The sequence below is a fragment of the Microbulbifer maximicatervae (SeqCode) genome (assembly GCF_052466985.1).
Map to the genome: position 1 here is coordinate 1,772,983 of NZ_CP174298.1, position 20,009 is coordinate 1,792,991.

Below are 20,009 nucleotides of genomic sequence, written 5' to 3' on the forward strand. Positions count from 1 at the left end.
AGAGGCTGTGTGACATGCTTGAAGCGAGCGCGATAAGCGCTGGGTACACAGCATAAGGACTGTCGGCACAACCTTTCTCCAGCGCCCTGCTAGCTCCACTCCGTCACCACCATCATTACTTCCAGCTTTCACCTAAACCACAATTTTTAATCCAAATCTGAATTCTTGATACTTTCATTACACCTTAGAAAACTAACAGACTGGGAGAGCACCTGCTTCACCACCAGCGCCTCTAGCACCACTCTTCAATCTGTTGGCATGCTGGTTTTCTGATGCACCGAATCAGGAAAGGATTGGTTATATCTAGCGGTAGTGATCGACCTATATAGTTGGCTAGTTATTGATTGGGTGACGTCGAAAACGGGTGGCTAACTTATGACGCTTTTCAAATGACTATATGAAGATGTAAGAAGCCTACGAATATTCTCCTGCATACTGACAGGAGAAGTCAGTATTGCTCTAGGAATTATCAATCTTTAATTACAGCGTATGATCTGCAGTACAGTATGAGCGCCAAGGGTAATTATTACAATAACGCCTTTGCAGGTACCTTTTTCCACTCACTTAAAGCAGAGCTAATCCATGGTATCCGCTGTTGATGGCTAGGATCAAAAATTGCCAATTTCAAATAGTAATACCTGTTATCTCTTGCACTTCTAGCTGCCTATCAAACCCTCTACAGCTCAACTAAATAAAGGTCGAAAGCACTCCTCATCGAAGACAGAGTTACATGTATATTATACAGCAACCCCTGTTAGAGCCAAATAAACCTTACTTTCTGCCAAACCACTATTCTACTTATTTCTAGGTGAGATGGAAAATGGTAATGACTACCCATTCCTATTATTTCTTATACACAAATCAGAACTCTCGGTAGAATATTTTAAGTATCTCTGTGTATTTTTTAGAAAAGTCTTAACCTTCTTATTCAGGCAATATTCACATAGAAAATTTAGAATCACTTTTCTAGCGAAAACATTACTTTAAATGCTAGAAGGTTAACCTTTGTTGTTAATGGGGAAGTATGTATGAAAGTGAATTCTCAAAAATTAATTATATGCCTTGCAGTTACTGCTCTGCTCTCTGGATGCGGAGGTAGTTCTGGAAGTGACAAGTCAGCGAACAGTAATTCTGGAAGCGGACCGGTTAGTGGAGGTGGGAGTGGCTCTGGAAATGGGACAGGGAGTGGATCTGGAGATGGAGATGGAGATGGAGATGGAGATGGAGATGGAGATGGAGATACCACTACACCTCCAACGGACGACCCCGATGCTGGCAGCTCGCGCTTTACAGTTAGCTTTACACCTTTAAGCGGCAGTACTATTGGCAAAGATAAGGAAATCTATTTAGATTTTAGCGAAGCTATTCTGATCGACAACATTGTCATATCTGGGAGCATGGGAGAGGCCGGTGAACTTTCTCAACTCGATGAAGATACGCTTATATTGCATCCCAGGGGAGACTGGACCAATTCTTCGAACTACTCCCTAACAGTTAACGCCACAGATGATTCCGGCTATGATATCGAAGCGCTAACTGCCACCTACTATATTGATACGCTCTCCCCTTCCATTACTAGCTTCGAGCCAGATATCACTCGCCTGGAGAAAGATGACACGATCAATGTCCTCTTCTCTGAGACCATGGATATCGAGAGCCTTGCCCTATCTGGTACTCTCGTAGAAGATGACTATACAATCAACTGGTCAAAAACAAATATACTCAATGATACCTTAACGATTAGTCCTGTAGATGGCTGGAAATCAGCTCAAGATCGTAGCATTCAGATTGATATAGACGATCTTGTAGGGATCCCAATGGTCACTTATGAGAATAGCTTTACTGTTCCCTTTTACTTTGAGAATTTTGATCCCGCACAGGTCGTTATAGGGCAAGATAACTTCTCCAGCACAGATTTGGGAATAAATGCTAAAAATTTTGCCTTTCAGCCATCCGGTGATGTCAGCATCGATGATGAGGAGAAACTATTTATATCAGATACTTCGTCCAATCGCGTCTTAGTTTTTAATTCAATTCCTATTACAAATGGCTCACCTGCAAATGCAGTAATAGGCAAGGACGGACTGGACACTTTGGCTTTATCAAATCCGGAACAGGAATTATTCGGTCCCTCAGACATTAGTTTTGACGGAGAACACCTGCTAATTTCTCAATACCGGGAAAGGCATATTTCTATTTACGATGGTGTGGTATCCGGAGCAGGAGCAGCGCCTACACTGACTTTAAATATTGGAGATTATGACATCTCCCCCTGTAAAAGCCTGGCACTTTGGATAAACTGGGGAGCCACCGTTGCTGATAGCAAAATAATGGTTACTGATGCAGCCAATTCCAGGGTGTTAATATGGAGCCAAATTCCTGAAAATAGTTATGCCTCTCCGGATCTCCTTGTTGGTCAGTCAGGGTTAGAAAACTGTGATCCAAACGATGTAGACCAAAGTGGCATATCATATCAACTATCAGCAAGCACCCTATACACTCCAACAGATGTTTGGAGTGACGGAGAAAAGCTGGCCATTATTGACAGTGGAAATAACCGAATTCTTCTTTGGAATAATTTTCCTACCAGCAGTTTTGCCCCTGCTGATGTTGTTCTCGGACAACCCTCATTCAGCGAAAGAAATATTGAACTACCCGATGTGGACGGTATTGAATGGCCTGTAAATAGTAAGACCCTAAATCGCCCAGAAACTGGCATCTGGTCAAATGGCATTCAACTCTTTGTTGCCGACGCGAAGAACAATAGAGTTTTAGTCTGGAATAATTGGCCAACCAGCAATTTCGCCCCAGCAGACACAGTGCTTGGACAAGCTGACTTTGTAAGCTTCAAGCCAAATGATGCCAACCAAAACGGTATTAGCTATCCTGATGAACCTGAATCACCTACTGCTTCGACTTTAAAGGAACCAACGGGAATTTTTGGATATAAAGACCACTTATTTGTTACTGATTCTGGGAATCATCGAATCCTGATTTTTAAATCTAGATAAAAAGATCGCTTGACAAATGGCTGTATAATCCGCAAGGAACATGTGCAGCCATTTATTAATTTATAGCTTAAATGCTAACTCTGCTTATATGAGTATCTTAAACATATATACGATCTAGAAAAAAACAAAACACAAACAACCAACCCAAGCCCTTACCAACCCCCATTTTATACTAGCGAAACAATCGACTTTTATTTATTCAGCAGGCTCTATCCAACCATAGTTTTGAGCCAAGCGTGCCGCTTCAACTCTATTACTGACATTCAATTTTTGGCAGCTGCTATGGATATAATTTCGAATGGTACCTGGGGAGAGTGAAACTTCTCGTGCAATATCCTCAGTAGTTTTCCCAGTATATGCGAGCTGAAGAATCTTCTGCTCTTTAGTGGAGAGCGGATTGTCCCCACAATTGAGTGCTTGCTGCACTAATTCAGGAGCAACGACAGTTTTACCTGCTGAAACTTGGCGGATACAGCTTGCGAGCTGGCTCGGCGGAGCATCTTTAAGAAGGTAGCCGTTAACCCCTGCATTGAGTGCGCGACGAATATAGCCACTCCTTGAGAAAGTTGTCAGCATCACAACCTTGGGAGGATTTATAAGGCGCTGTAATTGCTCTGCGAGTTCAAGACCTTTCATCCCAGGCATTTCTATATCACTAACTACCAAATCCGGCCTGCAATTATCGCAAATCTCAAGGGCCTCTCGCCCATTGCTCGCAGTTGCGACGACCCGAATATCTTTCTCCAAGTCAAGTAATGCTCTCAATGCACCGAGCACCATCGCTTGATCTTCAACTAAAAGCACTTTAATCATCATTTTATACAACTACTTATTTAAGAGGAATTGTGGCGTAAATATGACAACCTCCTTGGAATTGTATTTTCAAACTGCCTCCAAGCTGGTTCCAGCGATCGCTCATACCACTGAGGCCATGTCCCATAGATACCTTTCCCACAGCCTTTCCATTATCACAAACATGTAGAGAAAGAAGTTGCTTATCAAGCCACAGCGAAACTTCACACATGCTCGCTTGGCTGTGTCGTAGAATATTCGTGGTGGCTTCGCGAATAGTCATTGCCAATGTATTGTCAACCTGAGGGGGTATTTCTGTGGCCTCGATATGATGTATACAGGTAATATTCACTGATTCCAGCGCAAACTTTGAACTCGCCAGCTCATTGGCCAGTGTACTGATTTTATAATTCGATACAGTTTCTCGAACCTCGGTAATCGCTGTTCTGGATATTTTTTTAATATCAAGAATATGCTGCAGTGCCGTTGCTGTATCAACTTCGAGAAGCCTTTCGGCAAGCTCCGCCTTTAAAGTGATACTCGTGAGACTCTGACCGAGGGAATCGTGCAAATCTTGCGCAATACGCTCACGCTCAGAAGTCTTTGCCATAGAGGAAATTTCCTTTTGGCTTTGTTTAATAACCAGGTTAGATAAGTACTTTCTCATTTGAAATAGAAAGTTCAGGCCGTTGATAGCTGTAAAAAATAGTCCCGTCAAAACAGCATATAGTGATTGTCCAGTTAAGTAGGCAGTACTCAAATAAGAAAAAGTAACAACAAACAGCAAAACAAGGGATGCGTAGAGTTTCCTGTACGCTGAGCAAGCTGCAGCTGCAAAGGCAAAGAAACCGATACCGGCAAGTGAATAGAAAGAAGTGATAACACCTAAGAGGTTTAACACCAGGATAATACCAGTAACTTTGGTTCCTTTACACCAAAATACGCGGAAGAACAAGGGAAAGAGAAGCAAGTGGCAAATCACTACCACCCCAAAAGCAACTTCACTAAAAGTATGAAAAATAAAGGGCAATTATATAAGGATCTGAAAATAAGGAACTAAGTTCAGAGCACCTCTCAGATTCTCGGGGAAACTATAGAACCTTTGTAAATAGTGATATGCCGACATTAGTTATTAGCTTCCAAAAATTGTACTTCATGCTCCATCCATTCTTTCACATATACAGGTGCCATGGCATGGCCCATACCTTCTACCCACAACGTTTTAGCACCAGGAATGCGAGCTGCATACTTTTTGGCTTGAGCAATACTTAACAGGGGATCTCTATCACCGTGGATAACCATAGTGGGGACCTCTAAGTCTTCCAATCGCTCTAACCGCGAGCCAGAAAGAGAGATTGCTGTAAACTGCTGAACTGGCAGATTATGATCAAATCCTTGCCTATGACGTAGTTCGTAGAGAGTAGTGTGTGCAATATGCTCAACATCAAAGCCTCCCTGCCCCTGAAGACTGTGATAAGTACTTACCATCAACTTAGCCATACCCTCATCGGAGCCACTGAGTCCATAGCGAAGAAATAGCCGAAGCATATTGTATCTGAAGGTTTTTCCCTGGGGTAACTCGGGGTCGTCGAGAAAACCTGAGGACATGATTGAAGTAAGGCTTTTCAAGCGATTGGGGTATTGCAGGGCCATTTCTTGCGCAATCATCCCTCCCATTGAGGCGCCCATAACATGAACTTGCTTAATCCCCAGGGAGTCCATAACCGCAAGGTTATCGCGCATCATGTCGGAAAGGTCGTAAGCAGTCTCCTTAGTCCAGTTGGTAACCCAACTCGAGGCACCGCAGCCACGATGATCGGTGAGTAGTACTTGATAGCCAGCAGCTAAGAGTGGCTCATAGACTTCAGATGGCCAATACAAAGAAGAAGAGCCCATACCGTTTATCAGTAACACTGTGCCACGAACAGGTATCCCCTCTGAGCTTTTAAGTTGATACCAAATTTTAAGGCTCCCTGAGCGAACATATCCGCTCTGACCTGAGATCAGTTCGGGTAGTGGTTTCTCAAGACTCAGATTTAGCTGTTTCTGGATATCTTTGGGTAGCGGGGGCGTTGTAAGGACCCAAATAGTACAGACTACCACCAGAAGGAATACTATCGCGCCAACGATTAAAGAAACTTTCTTGATCAATGTAAGCCTCCATAAACACCGTAACAGCGATGCAGAAATAATATTTATATGTAATATCAGGCAATAGCGGAAATTGGGTAAGTCATTTCTGTCATCAAATTTATATGACACTTGTCATCTTTTGTTGATGATTAAACAGTCTAGCCACAACTGCTGGACAGTAAATGTAGATATATTTGAGTTAAGCCTCCAGCACGGGCATCTAAGGGCGAAACCCTAAGTGTAAGGTTACCTGCAGCTCATCGCTTCTAGGATCGCTCAACAGAAGCTTAAAGGTAAACAAACTTGTCTAAAATCGCTTAAAGATGATAGCTTCTACCCATGATCTAACATCTACAAGATCAAATGGTGCCAATAATGTACGAAGCTGCTTTACTTGTATCCCTCACGATCATATTTTTATTTTTTGCTGCGAAAACTTTTTTATATAGAGCATCAGTAAAAAAACACCTAAAATTTGAACACGAGGGCACGTACAAACAACTTCTCATGTCTGAGTCCTTTGACATCAATGAGATCAAGAAACACAAACTTTTTGATAACTTTATTAGAGAAAAAGAATATTTGAGGCTGGAAGACTCCTTTTTAACTCGCACTTGTTGCCGCGATGTTTTTTATGGACGCTGCTTTCTAGCATTTGGATTATTATTGTTACTTGTATCTATTTCTATCTAGACTTGTGGATACTTGCTTAGGATTTAAAACAGTAGGACTTTGGACGCTCTTTTCTTTGACATCGTGGTCTGAGCACAATATCCCTCTACCCTTCCTGCGACAAAACAATCCGATACTTAGCCTTACCAGATTTCAAATGCTCAAATGCCGCTTCTATCTGGCTCATTGGGAAAATCTCTATCTCAGGTTTAATCTTATGATGCGCCACAAACTCAAGCATAGTTTCGATGGTACCAGGGCTGCCGACTGGAGATGCTGAAATTGAGCGCTGCCCAAATAACAAGGGGAATAGAGTAAATTGGATTGGGTTAGTTACAGCTCCAACAAAGTGTAAACGCCCTTTTGGTTTCAAAGCCTGGATATACAAATCCCAATCAAGACTGACATTCACAGTCGACAGAATAAAATCAAAGCTCATTGCCGCCGCTTGAATCTCTGCGGGATCACGGGAGTTCAGTGTTTTATGAGCACCCAGAGCTAAGGCTTCTTTACGTTTTTCCTCGCTGGATGTAAACGCGGTAACTTCACAGCCCCAGGCATGGAAAAACTTCAAGGCAAGATGGCCCAAGCCACCAATACCAATCACAGCCACTTTGTCAGTGGGTTTGATATCAAATTGGACCAATGGATTGAATACGGTAATACCCGCACATAAAAGGGGGCCGGCTGATGCATAATCCACACCATCAGGGATCACAACCAGGCTACTCATGTCCGCCCTGGCTTTATCGGCAAAGCCTCCATTGGTGAGTATGGTGAACTTTGCCTCTCTACATAAGTTGAGGTCACCAATTCGACAAGTATGGCATGTTTCACAGTAGCCTGAATTCCACCCCAACCCAACCACCGTGCCCTTTTTAAGATGAGCTACTTGCTCCCCCATCGCGGTGACACGGCCGATGACTTCGTGACCGGCAACCATAGGGTACTGTCCAATACCCCATTCATTTTCAATCATGCTCAAGTCACTATGACAGATGCCACAGTACATAATTTCCAGTTCAACCTCTGTTGCACCCAGCTCTCCTGCTGCAATTTGGTAGGTTTTAAATGGACCGCCGGCCTCTAAGACTGCATAGGCATTAATAGTTGATGCAGTAGACATGGCGGGCTCCTTGAAGAAAAGGAAATCACAAATGACCTTAAAAGTTTAGACGCCATTCTGCTGTAGACTTTATTGCATCCTTACAATTTTATTTTCTAGAAACTAGTGGCCCTACTATCTAGCACAGAAATTAAAAGTGTTAACCGGGAGAAAGAAAAAGATTGAAATTAAAGCTGTAAAACAGAAAAAAGGCCGGGGGTACTTCCCCCGGCCAGTGCCAAGTCCTGTGAGGTTGCTGAATAGCAGAGGACTGATGAGAAATTGGACCGCAGTTTTTCGCAGAAGATCAATTCAACACTCGATATCCGCGACCAACCAGGCAATTCTTGATGATGTAGGTTGCCTCAGAGCTCGCACTACCCGCCCCTGACAAGCCCCCAACAAGCGCGCCGGCACCGGCTCCGGCTACCGCAGCACGCCCGCTGTCACCGACTATTGCACCGAGCGCACCACCAACTACAGCACCACCCGCAGCACCGGCAGCTGTTCTGCGCCCTTGGTCACTGTACGTGGAGTAAGCGATTCCCTTGCACTCTGCAAGGTCCGCTTGATACTGATTCATGTTAACGCCCCAGGTATCGATAACGATTCCACCGGCACCGGGAACCTGCTCTGGCTGATTCGCACAACCATAAAGCAGCGACATCATAATTCCAGCAGTTGCAGAAATAGCAGTCTTCATCAAACACCCCATATCGCTTTCGCCACAGGATAGTGAGCTTGTCACGCTTTTCTTCTTTAGGTTTAGCTGCTGGTAGAACTTGACGCCAGTCCGGCGCCTAAAAATGAATGACCCGCTGGGCAACAAATCCAACAGGCGTAAATAGTGTTGTAGCTATTAGTGGGGGCGCCTTTTATCTATGGAACTGCAGGCTGGGTTCCTACAGGCGGAATTGAATATTGGTAAAACACTTCTAATTCTTGAGATTTCGCTTGTGGATCGAGGATATTTACTATGCCCTTAAAACTCTTTAATCGCCGACTCTCCGTATCGTAAGTGAGATTTAAGTCCTCTACGAAAAGGCGGATAAGAGGCTGGGCAACATCTACTCGTATACAAGTATTTTCACTTGCCGCTTGATTACAGGATACTGCCTTAGCGCGCAGCTTTATCGATCGACCATGCAGTGGTGAAGCAAAATTGAATTTAAGAGCTTTTCCTGAAGACAATAAGTCCCAGTGGTCACGCACATAAGTATCAAAGCCTGCATCAACTACATCAACACTTCGTGCCTCTCGCAAACTTACTTTCCAGGCTTCGTCCTCGTTGGCTCTGTAGCGCATCATCCACTGGCCGTTATCCCAAAGGACTTCACGGACTTCGCCATGCCTCCGATCTATTTGAGTTACACTAGGTAAGGCACTGCGACCAGCTGCGGGGCCATTTCGCTCTCGAAGGGTTTTCTCTGCTATCAAATCACCCTGGGGGGCATAGTAGAAAACAGTTATTTCGCCATTATCTTGCGAAGTATAATATTCGCAGTACTGCAACTGTTGATTATCCGGATCATAGGCCAAACCTTTTACGAGGAAAGGCCCTTCATAGTGACAGTTAGTTCCGGCAATAGCCGACATCGCAATAAATTCAAGCATTGCTCACCTCTTTTTGACAAATCTTTCTTGCCAAATAGGCAAACAACGGCAGGATGCAGGCCCAAATTACACTTAATGTTCCCAGGGATTGCCACAGGGGCCTGTGCAATTCCACAGTGCCATTTAGGAATGCACCGGTAAAGTAACTAAATGGTCCGAAAAAACCACCCAGGATTACCGCCAACCATAGATTTTTCTGTAAGAAAACCAAACTGTATCGTAAGGTCATGGCAAAGTTCAACCACAGGCAGATCAGCCATAAGGGAGGCCAGGAGGAGCCGCTGTCATTTCGCATCACCCCCAAATGAAACAAGATAGAGTCTATAGACACACCAAAGATAAACACCCCTGCTAACCAAAGCGGTTCCCTGGGCAAATTGGCGATATAGCGCAGATGTACAAAAAGGTTCAACAGAGTAAAGGGAACCACCAACCATACCTTGGCCACTATGACGCACAGTGGCCAGGCGATATCGAAGAGTAAGGCATTAGCGACAAAACGCCACATGCAGGAGAGCCTCTGGTTGATTCCGTAATATCCTTGGATTGCAAAGCCTTAAAAGGTTTAAACAACTCCCTGAAATCACGCATTGATCCTGAGCCATTCTGAAAGCCAAACACATCACAACAGTAACCGGAGAGACTTTAGAAATTACCCAGAAACCGAGGTTTGGCGAACACAAATTGGGCGGTACCAATCACTCGTTGCAAAAATCCCCCTTCGCAATAGCATAAATAGAATTCCCACATACGGATAAAGCGCTCATCAAAACCTAACTCGCGCACTTTGGAAATTCGCTCAAGAAATGCTTTGCGCCAGTCACTTAATGTGCGGGCGTAATGGGCGGTGATGTCTTCGAGCCCAACAATCTGCATATCTGTTGAGTTGGCAATATGGTCCGCGATAACCTGATTAGACGGCAGGCAGCCACCGGGGAAGATATATCGCTGAATAAAGTCGACCTCTTTACGATACTCGTGGTAGCGCTGGTCGCGAATGGTGATTGCCTGCATCACCATCAGGCCATCTTCTTTGAGTAATTCGCTACAACCAGCGAAGAAGGTCTTGTGAAATTCGTGCCCTACTGCCTCCACCATTTCAATCGATACAATTTTATCGTACTTACCTTTCAGGTCCCGATAGTCCTGTAATAGCAAGGTTATCTGACCCTCTAAACCCTCATGCTTTACCCATTGACGGGCGTAGTCATATTGCTCTTGGGAAATAGTAGTGGTTGTTACTTTACAGCCATAGTACTTGGCAGCGTGAATGGCCATACCACCCCACCCAGTACCAATCTCAAGGAGGTGATCAGAGGATTTTAACTTTAGCTTTCGGCAGATCAGTTCTAATTTATGATTTGAGGCTTCAAACAGGGTTGCGTTTTCAGACGGGTAGACCGCAGATGAATACAGCATGGTCCTGTCCAAAAATAACCGGAAAAATTCATTGCCCAGGTCATAGTGTGCAGAAATATTCTTGCGTGAGCCATTGCGGTTATTCGCATTCAACTGATGTAACCAGCGCAGGCCTAATCGGGGTAAATAGCTCCAACGACTATCGATACCTTCCACCAATTCCATGTTGTCCACCATCAGGCGAATCAGGTCCACGGTATTGGTTGAGGTCCAGGCGCCCTGCATAAAGGCTTCTCCAGAACCAATGGTTCCGTTTAATAGCACCTGTATATAGCTGGATGGATCATGTACGCAAATATGTGCCGAGATCTCTGCTTCTTCTGGCCTCTGGCCAAAGTGGTAACACTGCTCCCCCTCTTCAATTAGCAAGTGGCCACGATCAATACCCTTGAGTTTTTCCAACACCAGCTTGCGGGCCAGGCGAACGAGCCAGGACTGTGCCGATACTTCTGATTTTGACGACGAAGCCTGATCAACTTCCTGAACTGCTCTCATAGTTGTTTATCTCCTGCCTGAACCTCGGCGTCATCGCGAGGGTGCGAAAATACCGGGATACGCTTGACCCATAATTTCAGTGCCTGCCAATAAATGGCGGCTATAACTTTTACGGTCATCAAGGGGTACTGGATCAATATTGAATTAAGCGATCGGCCGCTAATTTCGCAACGCTGTAAACTCAGGGTTGCATCAAACATTGGGCGAGTGCCATCTTCTGTATCCTCGGCACTCGCATCAAAATTTTGCAGGTAAGCTGTCAGCTTTTCTCCAGGTTTTGTCCCCCTCCATCGATACCCTTGGGCCATGGGCATAAAAGGCGAGACATGAAATGTTTTTGCGAAGGTCGCTTTTTGCAACTTGGTATTATTACGGCAATCCAAAACATAGCTGTGACGCTCTTTCCAGGGTGTGTTGTGTACATCCAGGAGCAGCCAATCCACATTCTGGCCCTCAGCATCGAAACAATAGTAAACACTGAGTGGATTCATGTTGTAGCCAAAGTAGCGCCAATTGGCCAGCAAACGAATAGGTCCCGCAGGCTGCTCTCCCGCTTCCTCCTCCACCCGCTGTCGAACTGCCTCATCAAGACTGAGGGATTCATCGCCAAAAAAATCACTGCGACAAAATCTCGCAGGTGCTCGCCGCTGGGAGGACCAAAGAGGTGAGAGCTGACAAATGGCTTCCACCTCTGCCAAATCGACATACATCATAAAAACCTGGTAGCGAAACTGATGAGCTCTGGGCGCAAAGCGCCGGTGCTCCAACCACCCGGTATAAATCGCACTTTCCATGATACCGGCCTCCTTACCAGTCAACACCCAACCCCCGAGCCACTCGCAGCGCACTCGTTACGCCGTCTTCATGAAATCCATTTGCCCAATAAGCACCGCAGAACCAGGTGCGGTTAACGCCATTAATACTATCCCACTGCTGTTGCGCTCGTGTTCCAGCCACAGAGAACTGGGGATGGGAGTATTCAAAACGACCGAGCACAGACTTGGGATCGATACGCTCTTCGGCATTCAGAGTGACACAATACGTTTTCTCTGTATTCAAGCCCTGAAGTATATTCATGTTGTATGTCAAAACAGGCAGTGCATCCTGTTCACTGCGCAATTGGTAATTCCAACTCGACCAACTACGACGGTGACGGGGTAGCAAGGTGCTGTCTGTGTGCAGGACCACGGCATTTTTTGCATAGGGTATAGCCCCCAGGATTTTTTGTTCGCTGCCGCTAGGGTCTGTCAAACATTGAAGGGCCTGATCGGAGTGGCAAGCGAAAACAACGGCATCAAACTCTAAATTTTCCCCTGCAGCAGTGCGAACATTCACACCTTCCCGACAGCGCTGCACCGCCTCAATGGGCGTAGATAAGCGAATTTTATCTGTGAAAGATTGTATTAACGGATCAATATATTCACGCGACCCGCCCTTAATCACTCGCCACTGTGGGCGGCGCACCAGGTTGAGCAGGCCGTGATTGACAAAGAAGCGGACAAAGAAACTAACAGAAAACTCCAGCATTTGCGCCACACTGGCAGACCAGATCGCAGAGCCCATAGGTACCAAATAGCGATTGGCGAATTCCGCAGAGTAACCATTCGCAGGTAGATACTCACCCAGGGTCAATGTCTCGCTCAGCCTCCCCTCCTGCCAGTCGCGGAGGGCATTGCGGTTAAAGCGCACAATGTCCCAGAGCATACGCCAGTGCCCAGCGCTTACGATGTTCGAGCGCTGTGCAAACAGGCTGTTGAGATTGTTACCCGCATATTCAAACCCCTCCTGATCGCAGCGCACACTAAAGCCCATGGAGGTGGGTTGGGATTGAACTCCCAGCTCTTTAAGCAAGCGAATAAAATTCGGATAGGTCCAGTCGTTGTAAACAATAAAGCCGGTATCCACTGCTAACCGGCGCCCCCCATCATCAATATCAACCGTAGCGGTATGCCCTCCCAGGCGCGCCTGTGCTTCAAACAGGGTGACATCGTACTTTCGATTCAATAGATAAGCGGCAGTAAGACCGGCAATGCCGCTGCCAACAATAGCGATTCGCATCAATTCTTCCTTAGAGTGCGGATTCTTGTCATTTTGGGTACGCAAAAACGGAACCAGATTGAGCTGAAAAAACCCAGAAACCGCAGAGGCCAGCTGAGCCGTTTGGGGAAATCAACTGTATGCCCAACACCACAGAGCCCGCGTTCAATGCGCTCGGCAGCTTGCTCTGGAGTCATTAAAAAGGGCATATCAAAATCATTGCGCTGGGTAAGGCGGGTATCGACAAACCCCGGGCGAATTTGAACTACTCGAAGTGGAGTGAGGCTGGTATCGGCGCGCACCGACTCTAAAAAATAGGCCACCGCCGCTTTGGAGCTGCCATACGCTTCGGCGCGGGGAAAAGGCACCACTGACGAGAGACTACCGAGCGCGGCAAAAACCGGAGTCCGGCTTGCGGCTAACAGTGGCTGCGCGCATTTCAAGGTATTCACCAAGGCAAAGAAGTTGCCACCAAAAACCCGCCGGTACATGGTGATATCCAATTGAAGGTCGTCGTCATATTCACAGGTACCAGCGCAAGCAATCACCATATCCAGGTGATCTGTGAAGTCCGCTAATCGCCGAGCAACTCCCGGCATTACCGCATCATCACTAAGGTCACAGTCCAATACCCTGAGGCGACTGGGGGCTATGTTCTGTAACTCCGTCAGCGCATCCAGCCTGCGACCGCTGGCAATCACAAAATTATTCTGCTCCACCAGGCGCAATGTGAGCGCGCGTCCAATACCCGAACTAGCACCTGTGATCCAGATGGTTTTATCGCGAATCCCCTGGGACACTTAGTTGCGCTCCATTCGCGACTTGATAAAACCAATGCAGGAGCCCAATACCGGCACCTGCTCATAGACCATGGCACCCATATCGTAAAAGTCCTCGTGGTAGTGAATCTTATCGGTGTAACGCAACAGGCTACAGCCACGAAGTTGTAATGGGCGTCCACCTTTGAGTGATTGGTGTCGGTAGTGCATGGTCCACGAAAGGCAGGCGCTGCCCTCGCCCACCACCGGCAGATCATCAAATTGGAAGCGGCACTGGGTAAGCCCCCTGCTCATTCCCGCAAAGTAACTCTTTAAAGCAGGCAATCCCTCTATCCGATGCAACGGGTCACAAAAAATGACATCGTCGCTATATAGTGATCCAAGGCTGCCAGTTTCCTGCATCAGGAAGTCTTTGTAGTACTCCTCTAGCTCCTCAATCAACGCGCTCATCATCGGATTCCTTACTGTTCAAGCTGCAGATAAATACGCCACACCCCATTGGTTGGATCACCGCTTAATAAAAGGTAGGCCAGGGAGATCCAGTTATGCCCCCTCTGCGTAAGTAGTTATCAGACAACTTGGAAGTCTCCCCCTGAGAGTCTGTTGCAGAGTGTGGTACACGGATGTACCACAACAGGTCTCAACACTAATTTCCAGACATGCTTGATTGCGTGAGTATCGACAACGACAGAAAGACCGTTAACATGGCGCATAGCCCCCAAGCAAAAAGTGAAATACGCCCGGTGAAACTGCCACAAAGAGAGGACCAGGACTGGAGTGCCCTGCTGACGCGAGTCGGTGCGGAGCGTGATCGCCAGTCCTTTGAGCAGCTCTTTCACCACTTTGCCCCACTAATTAAGGGTTTCCATCACAGCCGCACCACCCAGGCAATTAGCGCTGAAGCCGCCGATGAGCTAGTTCAGGAGACCCTGTTTAAAGTCTGGCGCAAGGCCCCCAGCTTCGATGCCAGCAAGGCTTCTGCCAGCACCTGGATATTCACCATTATGCGCAACACTCGTATCGACATGTTGCGCCGCAACGGGCGTCATCAAAACGCCGAGATTATTGAAGCCATGGATGTTTGGGATGAAACCCCCGAACACCAACCGTTGATATTTCTACAGAGAAGACGCAACGAAAAGGAAGTTGCGGAAGGCCTGCGCAGTCTGCCGGCAGAACAGAGCCACGTCTTGGAAAAGGCGTATATGGAGGGAAAATCCCACAGTGAGATATCCAAGGAGCTGGAATTACCATTGGGCACGGTAAAGTCCCGCGTGCGACTGGCCCTAAAGAAGTTACAAGCGAGGTTGGCCAAGTAGGTTTAGTATGATTCGCCACCACCCCGATAAAAATTTACTCCTTGAATACGCTTCCGGCAGCCTGCCCAAAGGCGCCAGCCTGGTCGTTTCTGCCCATATACAAATGTGTGCCGAGTGTCGCGCTCAATATCAAACCATGAACACCCTGGGTGGCTCCATTCTGGAGTCCTGTGCACCACAGGCCGTAAACGATGAGGCTTTCCAACGCCTGATGGGACGTATTGATCAGGCAGCTGAACCGGAGCAACAAGTGGCTCCCGAGAGATCCAAATCCACAGAGCCCATGCTGGCGGATGCGCCGCCAGTCGTGCACAAGCTGCTGAAAAAAAATCCCCCAATCAAATGGAAAACTATCGCGCCCGCCTTAAAAATGTGTCGACTAAAAACCGGGCAGGATCAATATGAAGTGAGCTTTCATCGCCTGAGTTGTGGCGGCAAAGTTGCAGAGCACGATCACCGGGGCTACGAACTCACCCTGGTTCTGTACGGCAGCTTCTCTGATAGCGATGGTGTTTATAGTCCAGGGGACTTTTTGTTGCGAGAACCCGGCGACGTGCACCGCCCGACGGTCACAGAAGATCAAGAGTGCCTGTGCTTCTCTGCGGTACAGGCACCGGTGGCGATTACCGGTGTCAGCGGCTGGTTGCTAAACCGCCTTATCCCGTTTCGTCCGGGCTGACACCGATTAAAAGAGCTGCGGCGTCTAGGACGCCGCCAGAGAAGTCGGCTCTTGCTCCCCGTCCACAAATACTGCAGAAAGCTCATCCCAACGATCGCTGACCGCCGCGAATTTTTCCTCGCGCACATGGCCATAGCCTCGCACTTGAAGGGGGATTTCGAGCAGCTCTTGTGCCTCTGACAGGTTTTCGCCGGACAGATGCGCGGCCACGCTATCAACTGCTTTGGCCACCTGTTGGGCCCAGCGGCGTTCAGCACGGCGCTCCTGGGTGTAACCGAAGACATCCAATGCAGTACCGCGAAGAACTTTACCCTTAGCCAACAGCGGCATCAGCTTGCCCATCCAGGGGCCAAACTGCATTTTGCGCACGCGACCACTGCTATCGGGGCGCGCAAGAAGCGGCGGCGCCATATGGAATTTCAGGGTGTAGTCGCCACTGAATGTCTCACGTAGCTGTCGCTTGAAATCTTCACCGGTGTAGAGGCGCGCCACTTCGTACTCATCTTTATAGGCCATCGCTTTATAAAGGCTGCGCGCACCCATACGGGTAAGATCGCCCCGAGTAGCTGGCAGTGAGGATTCTGCTTTGCGCAGCGCCTCTATATGGCGAAGGAACTCTGCCGCATAGGCCGGGCTTTGATAGTCGCGAAGCTCTGCCGCCAATCGCTCCAGCAACTGCTCCACCGACTCCTCAGGCTCCACCAATTTCACCGGCTTGGCCGGGACTGCCAATTGCTCGATCGCTTTAGGGTTTTCCGCCAGTAAACGGCCCGCGCGGAAAGCGCGCAGGTTGTTCTCTACCGCCACACCATTGAGTTCAATGGCCCGTTCCAGGGCCGCTTCTCCGATTGGCAGCAGTCCTTTCTGGCAGGCAAAACCCATAATCATCAAGTTACTGGCTACGGTATCGCCAAACAGTGCCTGGGCATATTTATTCGCATCAAAGGCAAAATACTCCGCACACAGGGACTCAATACTCTGTTGGGTCGCATCGGCGGGGAATGCCAGCTCGTTGTCGCGAACAAAGGCAGCTACCGGTACTTCAGCAGTATTTACCAGGGCACGCATTTCGCCGGTGGCAAATTTGGTCCGCTGGCCAGCGGCGGTGACCATATCGCAGCCCAGTAACAACTGCGCCGCGCCATCGCGAATACGAGCGGTGGTAATCGCCTCGGGGTTTTCTCCCACTTTTACATGAGCCACCACGGCACCATTTTTTTGTGAGAGACCGGTAAAGTACAAAGTTGTACTGCCCTTCTCTTCCAGGTGCGCCGCCATGCCCAGCAGTGCCGCCACGGTAAGTACACCACTGCCACCAATGCCGGCCACCAAAATACTGAGTGGCTGGGCCGGAGTCGCGACCGGCGCAGAAGGTAATCCGGCAATAGCCACGTCTAAGGCATCCGCCAGGGACTGCACCGGGGGCTTTTTCAGTTCTCCCCCTTCTACAGTGACAAAGCTCGGGCAGAAACCATCGGCACAGCGCATATCCTTGTTGCAGCTGGACTGATTGATCTGACGCTTGCGCCCCAACGGGGTTTCCAGCGGCTCCACGGCAATACAGCTGGACTGAACACTGCAATCGCCACAGCCTTCGCAGACCCGGTGGTTAATCAGCAGTCGCTGGGATGGATCGACCATCTGTTTTTTCTTGCGGCGGCGGCGTTTCTCGGCCGCACAGACCTGCTCATAAATAATCGCCGTCACACCGGCAGTTTCCCGCAGGCGACGCTGCACGGCGTCCAGCTCAGAGCGGGGAAGAACTTCTACGGCAGTGGGCAGTTGGCTGCGGTGTTCACGCCAGTGGTCGGGGTTCTCTGTCAAAAGAACGACTGTGCCAACTCCCTCGGCCAGCAACTGTGCAGCCAGGGAGGGAGCATTAACTTCGCCATCGGCGGGTTGGCCACCGGTCATGGCCACCGCATCGTTCAGAAGAATTTTGTAGGTGATATTCACCTGGCTCGCCACGGCCTGGCGAATGGCCAATAGCCCGGAGTGGTTGTAGGTTCCATCGCCCATATTCTGGAAAATATGCTCGGCGCTGGAGAAACGGTGCAGTCCTACCCATTGGGCGCCCTCGCCTCCCATATGGGAATAGGTATCGGTGCGCAGGCCTTTACCCAAAGCCATAATATGACAGCCAATACCGGCACTCCCCAAACTGCCTTCTGGCAATTTGGTGGAAGTGTTATGAGGACAACCTGCACAGAAAATGGGTTCACGAGCCAACAAGCCCTGAGCCTTTGCAGCGACATTGCCCCCCAGTTTTTCTGCCAGGGGAATAAGCTGTGGCGCCAGTTCAGTATCCACCAGCCAGCGGGCAATGGCCTTGGCCACCTGATCCGGGCCAAAGCCCCACACTGCCGGCAACAGGTCCTTGCCATCCAGGTCTTTCTTACCGACTACCTTCGGACGATAACTATCTTCCCAACCGTAGAGCAGGTTTTTCAGCTGATCCTCCACCAGGGGACGCTTCTCCTCGACTACTAGCAAGCGCTCCATGCCCTTGGCGAACTCACTGATGCCCCTAGGCTCCAGCGGCCAGGACATCGCCACTTTATAGATGGAGATGCCGGCTGAGTTCAGATCTGCCTCTGATAAGTTGAGCAGTTTCAAAGCCTCAAGCAAATCACCGTGGGCCTTACCCACCGTTACAATGCCGAAGCGTTTTCGCTCCGCACTGTGGGTGGTTTTATCCAGGCGGTTGGCATAGGCGAATGCCTTGGCTGCAGGCAAACGCTCCTCCAGCATACGGCGCTCGTACTCGAGGCGCTCGGCAGGCCAATTCAGGTGGGGATCGTAGTTCAGGCCGTGTGGCGGGATTGGGAAGTCAGCTGGAATTGTAAACTGGGGCAACTCCGGCACAATCAAGGAAGCACCGGCCTCTACAGTTTCAGTAATTGCCTTAAAACCCACCCACAAGCCCGAAAAACGGGATAAAGCAATGCCCGCGAGGCCCAGGGTCAGGTACTCATCAATGGAGGACGGAAATATCAGCGGCATCATTACCGACTCAAAAATCTGGTCGGTATTGTGGGAAAACATGGAGGATTCTGCTGTGTGGTCATCCCCACACAGCGCCAAAACACCGCCCAATTTTGAGGTACCCTGAATATTGGCTTGGCGGAAAACATCTGCGGTGCGATCTACACCGTGGCCCTTGCCATACCAAATAGAAAAGACGCCGTCTTTCGTTGCCTGCTGGCGATAGTGATCCAGCAACTGGGTACCCCAAATATTGGTCGCCCCCAGGTCTTCATTAATGCCCGGCTCAAAATGGATTTCCCGCTCGGCCAACAGCTTCTTGTGCCGCCACAGGGCCTGGTCGTAACCGCCCAATGGGGAACCGCGATAACCGGAAACAAAGCCAGCTGTATTGAGGCCCGCCAGCTCATCCATGCGCTTTTGCATTAAGGGCAAACGAACCAGGGCGTCAATTCCGGTCAGGAATACACGGCCGGATTCACGGGTAAAAGCCGCTTTCAGCGAATACTCGCTATCAAAGCCCAATTCCTGATCGCCTTCGACCATTGCCATGGGTACCACCTATTTTATCTTTATTGCTTTATTGCTTTCATCACTCCAGTTCTCGACGCCAGTAACATGTCGCGAAAATATTCGCGGCATCTCCCGAGTTACAGCAGAACAGACCAGAGCTGTTTAATAGCGCTAAAATTAACACTGCCCGGCAGAGCAGGTCATACCAAAATTGGCCCAACTCAGGCATAATGCCGCCATAACTCGCTAAAGATGACCAGCTACTGGCAACAAATCACTCAAAATGAAGTATTTTGGGGGATACAACGGAAAGGACATGCCCTCTTATGGTGCTCGCCTATGGCCTTCACACCCTGTGTGACTAAATAAGCGCCAAAGGTTCAGCTTTTTGAGAGGTATAGCCTGGAACTGATCAGGGGATATCAGTTTCCGCCCGTTTACAGCTAACCAGTATCA

At 48.4% G+C, this 20,009-nt stretch carries 17 protein-coding genes; 4 read left to right on the forward strand and 13 right to left on the reverse strand.

Annotated elements, in window-relative coordinates:
- Positions 1-1,107 precede the first annotated feature (1,107 nt).
- Both ACJJI3_RS07630 and ACJJI3_RS07635 read left to right on the forward strand, forming a co-directional pair.
- Positions 1,108-1,311, forward strand: a complete 204-nt coding sequence (locus tag ACJJI3_RS07630) for a hypothetical protein (protein WP_444942038.1) — start codon at positions 1,108-1,110, stop codon at positions 1,309-1,311.
- A gap of 86 nt (positions 1,312-1,397) precedes the next feature.
- Positions 1,398-3,011 carry an NHL repeat-containing protein gene (locus ACJJI3_RS07635; RefSeq protein WP_444942039.1) on the forward strand — a complete coding sequence of 538 codons (1,614 nt, stop codon included), beginning with the start codon at positions 1,398-1,400 and terminating at the stop codon, positions 3,009-3,011.
- Between the two features lie 195 nt (positions 3,012-3,206).
- Here ACJJI3_RS07635 and ACJJI3_RS07640 read toward each other — a convergent pair whose 3' ends face one another.
- The 12 genes from ACJJI3_RS07640 to ACJJI3_RS07695 form a co-directional block, all read right to left on the reverse strand.
- Positions 3,207-3,827 carry a response regulator gene (locus ACJJI3_RS07640; protein ID WP_444942040.1) on the reverse strand — a complete coding sequence of 207 codons (621 nt, stop codon included), beginning with the start codon at positions 3,825-3,827 and terminating at the stop codon, positions 3,207-3,209.
- 13 nt (positions 3,828-3,840) lie between these two features.
- Positions 3,841-4,833: a sensor histidine kinase gene (locus ACJJI3_RS07645; protein WP_444942041.1), complete on the reverse strand. Its 993-nt coding sequence runs from the start codon at positions 4,831-4,833 to the stop codon at positions 3,841-3,843.
- Between the two features lie 95 nt (positions 4,834-4,928).
- Positions 4,929-5,954 carry an alpha/beta fold hydrolase gene (locus tag ACJJI3_RS07650; RefSeq protein ID WP_444942042.1) on the reverse strand — a complete coding sequence of 342 codons (1,026 nt, stop codon included), beginning with the start codon at positions 5,952-5,954 and terminating at the stop codon, positions 4,929-4,931.
- Positions 5,955-6,714: 760 nt separating this feature from the next.
- Positions 6,715-7,734: an NADPH-dependent aldehyde reductase Ahr gene (ahr, locus tag ACJJI3_RS07655; protein WP_444905634.1), complete on the reverse strand. Its 1,020-nt coding sequence runs from the start codon at positions 7,732-7,734 to the stop codon at positions 6,715-6,717.
- Positions 7,735-8,020: 286 nt separating this feature from the next.
- Complete coding sequence (locus ACJJI3_RS07660; protein WP_444896834.1) at positions 8,021-8,416, reverse strand: YMGG-like glycine zipper-containing protein; 396 nt, start codon at positions 8,414-8,416, stop codon at positions 8,021-8,023.
- A gap of 176 nt (positions 8,417-8,592) precedes the next feature.
- Entirely contained in the window at positions 8,593-9,327 is a 735-nt protein-coding gene (locus tag ACJJI3_RS07665; RefSeq protein ID WP_444942043.1) for a hypothetical protein, read from the reverse strand.
- Positions 9,320-9,835, reverse strand: a complete 516-nt coding sequence (locus tag ACJJI3_RS07670; protein ID WP_444912753.1) for a DUF2878 domain-containing protein — start codon at positions 9,833-9,835, stop codon at positions 9,320-9,322. Before ACJJI3_RS07670 ends, ACJJI3_RS07665 begins: the two co-directional genes overlap by 8 nt.
- A 137-nt stretch (positions 9,836-9,972) precedes the next feature.
- On the reverse strand, positions 9,973-11,241 hold the full coding sequence (locus ACJJI3_RS07675; protein WP_444942044.1) for a class I SAM-dependent methyltransferase: 1,269 nt from the start codon (positions 11,239-11,241) through the stop codon (positions 9,973-9,975).
- Positions 11,238-12,035, reverse strand: a complete 798-nt coding sequence (locus ACJJI3_RS07680; RefSeq protein WP_444942045.1) for a DUF1365 domain-containing protein — start codon at positions 12,033-12,035, stop codon at positions 11,238-11,240. The genes ACJJI3_RS07675 and ACJJI3_RS07680 overlap by 4 nt, the downstream gene beginning before the upstream one ends.
- Positions 12,036-12,048: 13 nt before the next feature.
- Positions 12,049-13,299 (reverse strand): NAD(P)/FAD-dependent oxidoreductase, encoded by a 1,251-nt coding sequence (locus ACJJI3_RS07685; protein WP_444942046.1) that lies wholly within the window; start codon positions 13,297-13,299, stop codon positions 12,049-12,051.
- On the reverse strand, positions 13,299-14,078 hold the full coding sequence (locus tag ACJJI3_RS07690; RefSeq protein WP_444942047.1) for an SDR family NAD(P)-dependent oxidoreductase: 780 nt from the start codon (positions 14,076-14,078) through the stop codon (positions 13,299-13,301). Before ACJJI3_RS07690 ends, ACJJI3_RS07685 begins: the two co-directional genes overlap by 1 nt.
- The gene (locus tag ACJJI3_RS07695; protein WP_413665319.1) at positions 14,079-14,507 is read right to left on the reverse strand and encodes a nuclear transport factor 2 family protein; all 429 of its coding nucleotides are present in this window, start codon (positions 14,505-14,507) and stop codon (positions 14,079-14,081) included. It lies immediately after the preceding gene.
- A gap of 254 nt (positions 14,508-14,761) precedes the next feature.
- On the opposite strand from ACJJI3_RS07695, the gene ACJJI3_RS07700 reads away from it, so the two are divergent.
- Together ACJJI3_RS07700 and ACJJI3_RS07705 are read left to right on the forward strand one after the other, a co-directional pair.
- Positions 14,762-15,376, forward strand: a complete 615-nt coding sequence (locus ACJJI3_RS07700; RefSeq protein ID WP_444942048.1) for a sigma-70 family RNA polymerase sigma factor — start codon at positions 14,762-14,764, stop codon at positions 15,374-15,376.
- A 7-nt stretch (positions 15,377-15,383) separates the two neighbouring features.
- Positions 15,384-16,055 (forward strand): ChrR family anti-sigma-E factor, encoded by a 672-nt coding sequence (locus ACJJI3_RS07705; RefSeq protein WP_444942049.1) that lies wholly within the window; start codon positions 15,384-15,386, stop codon positions 16,053-16,055.
- A gap of 24 nt (positions 16,056-16,079) precedes the next feature.
- Here the strand turns inward: ACJJI3_RS07705 and ACJJI3_RS07710 are convergent, their stop codons facing one another.
- The gene (locus tag ACJJI3_RS07710; protein WP_444942050.1) at positions 16,080-19,592 is read right to left on the reverse strand and encodes an indolepyruvate ferredoxin oxidoreductase family protein; all 3,513 of its coding nucleotides are present in this window, start codon (positions 19,590-19,592) and stop codon (positions 16,080-16,082) included.
- Positions 19,593-20,009: the final 417 nt, after the last annotated feature.

Coding starts and splice junctions, on each gene's coding strand:
- ahr (WP_444905634.1), bottom strand. CDS start 7,734: ATGTCTACTGCATCAACTATTAATGCCTATGCAGTCTTAGAGGCCGGC.
- ACJJI3_RS07705 (WP_444942049.1), top strand. CDS start 15,384: ATGATTCGCCACCACCCCGATAAAAATTTACTCCTTGAATACGCTTCC.
- ACJJI3_RS07660 (WP_444896834.1), bottom strand. CDS start 8,416: ATGAAGACTGCTATTTCTGCAACTGCTGGAATTATGATGTCGCTGCTT.
- ACJJI3_RS07670 (WP_444912753.1), bottom strand. CDS start 9,835: ATGTGGCGTTTTGTCGCTAATGCCTTACTCTTCGATATCGCCTGGCCA.
- ACJJI3_RS07635 (WP_444942039.1), top strand. CDS start 1,398: ATGGGAGAGGCCGGTGAACTTTCTCAACTCGATGAAGATACGCTTATA.
- ACJJI3_RS07665 (WP_444942043.1), bottom strand. CDS start 9,327: ATGCTTGAATTTATTGCGATGTCGGCTATTGCCGGAACTAACTGTCAC.
- ACJJI3_RS07640 (WP_444942040.1), bottom strand. CDS start 3,827: ATGATGATTAAAGTGCTTTTAGTTGAAGATCAAGCGATGGTGCTCGGT.
- ACJJI3_RS07680 (WP_444942045.1), bottom strand. CDS start 12,035: ATGGAAAGTGCGATTTATACCGGGTGGTTGGAGCACCGGCGCTTTGCG.
- ACJJI3_RS07685 (WP_444942046.1), bottom strand. CDS start 13,299: ATGCGAATCGCTATTGTTGGCAGCGGCATTGCCGGTCTTACTGCCGCT.
- ACJJI3_RS07700 (WP_444942048.1), top strand. CDS start 14,762: ATGGCGCATAGCCCCCAAGCAAAAAGTGAAATACGCCCGGTGAAACTG.
- ACJJI3_RS07710 (WP_444942050.1), bottom strand. CDS start 19,592: ATGGCAATGGTCGAAGGCGATCAGGAATTGGGCTTTGATAGCGAGTAT.
- ACJJI3_RS07675 (WP_444942044.1), bottom strand. CDS start 11,241: ATGAGAGCAGTTCAGGAAGTTGATCAGGCTTCGTCGTCAAAATCAGAA.
- ACJJI3_RS07695 (WP_413665319.1), bottom strand. CDS start 14,507: ATGAGCGCGTTGATTGAGGAGCTAGAGGAGTACTACAAAGACTTCCTG.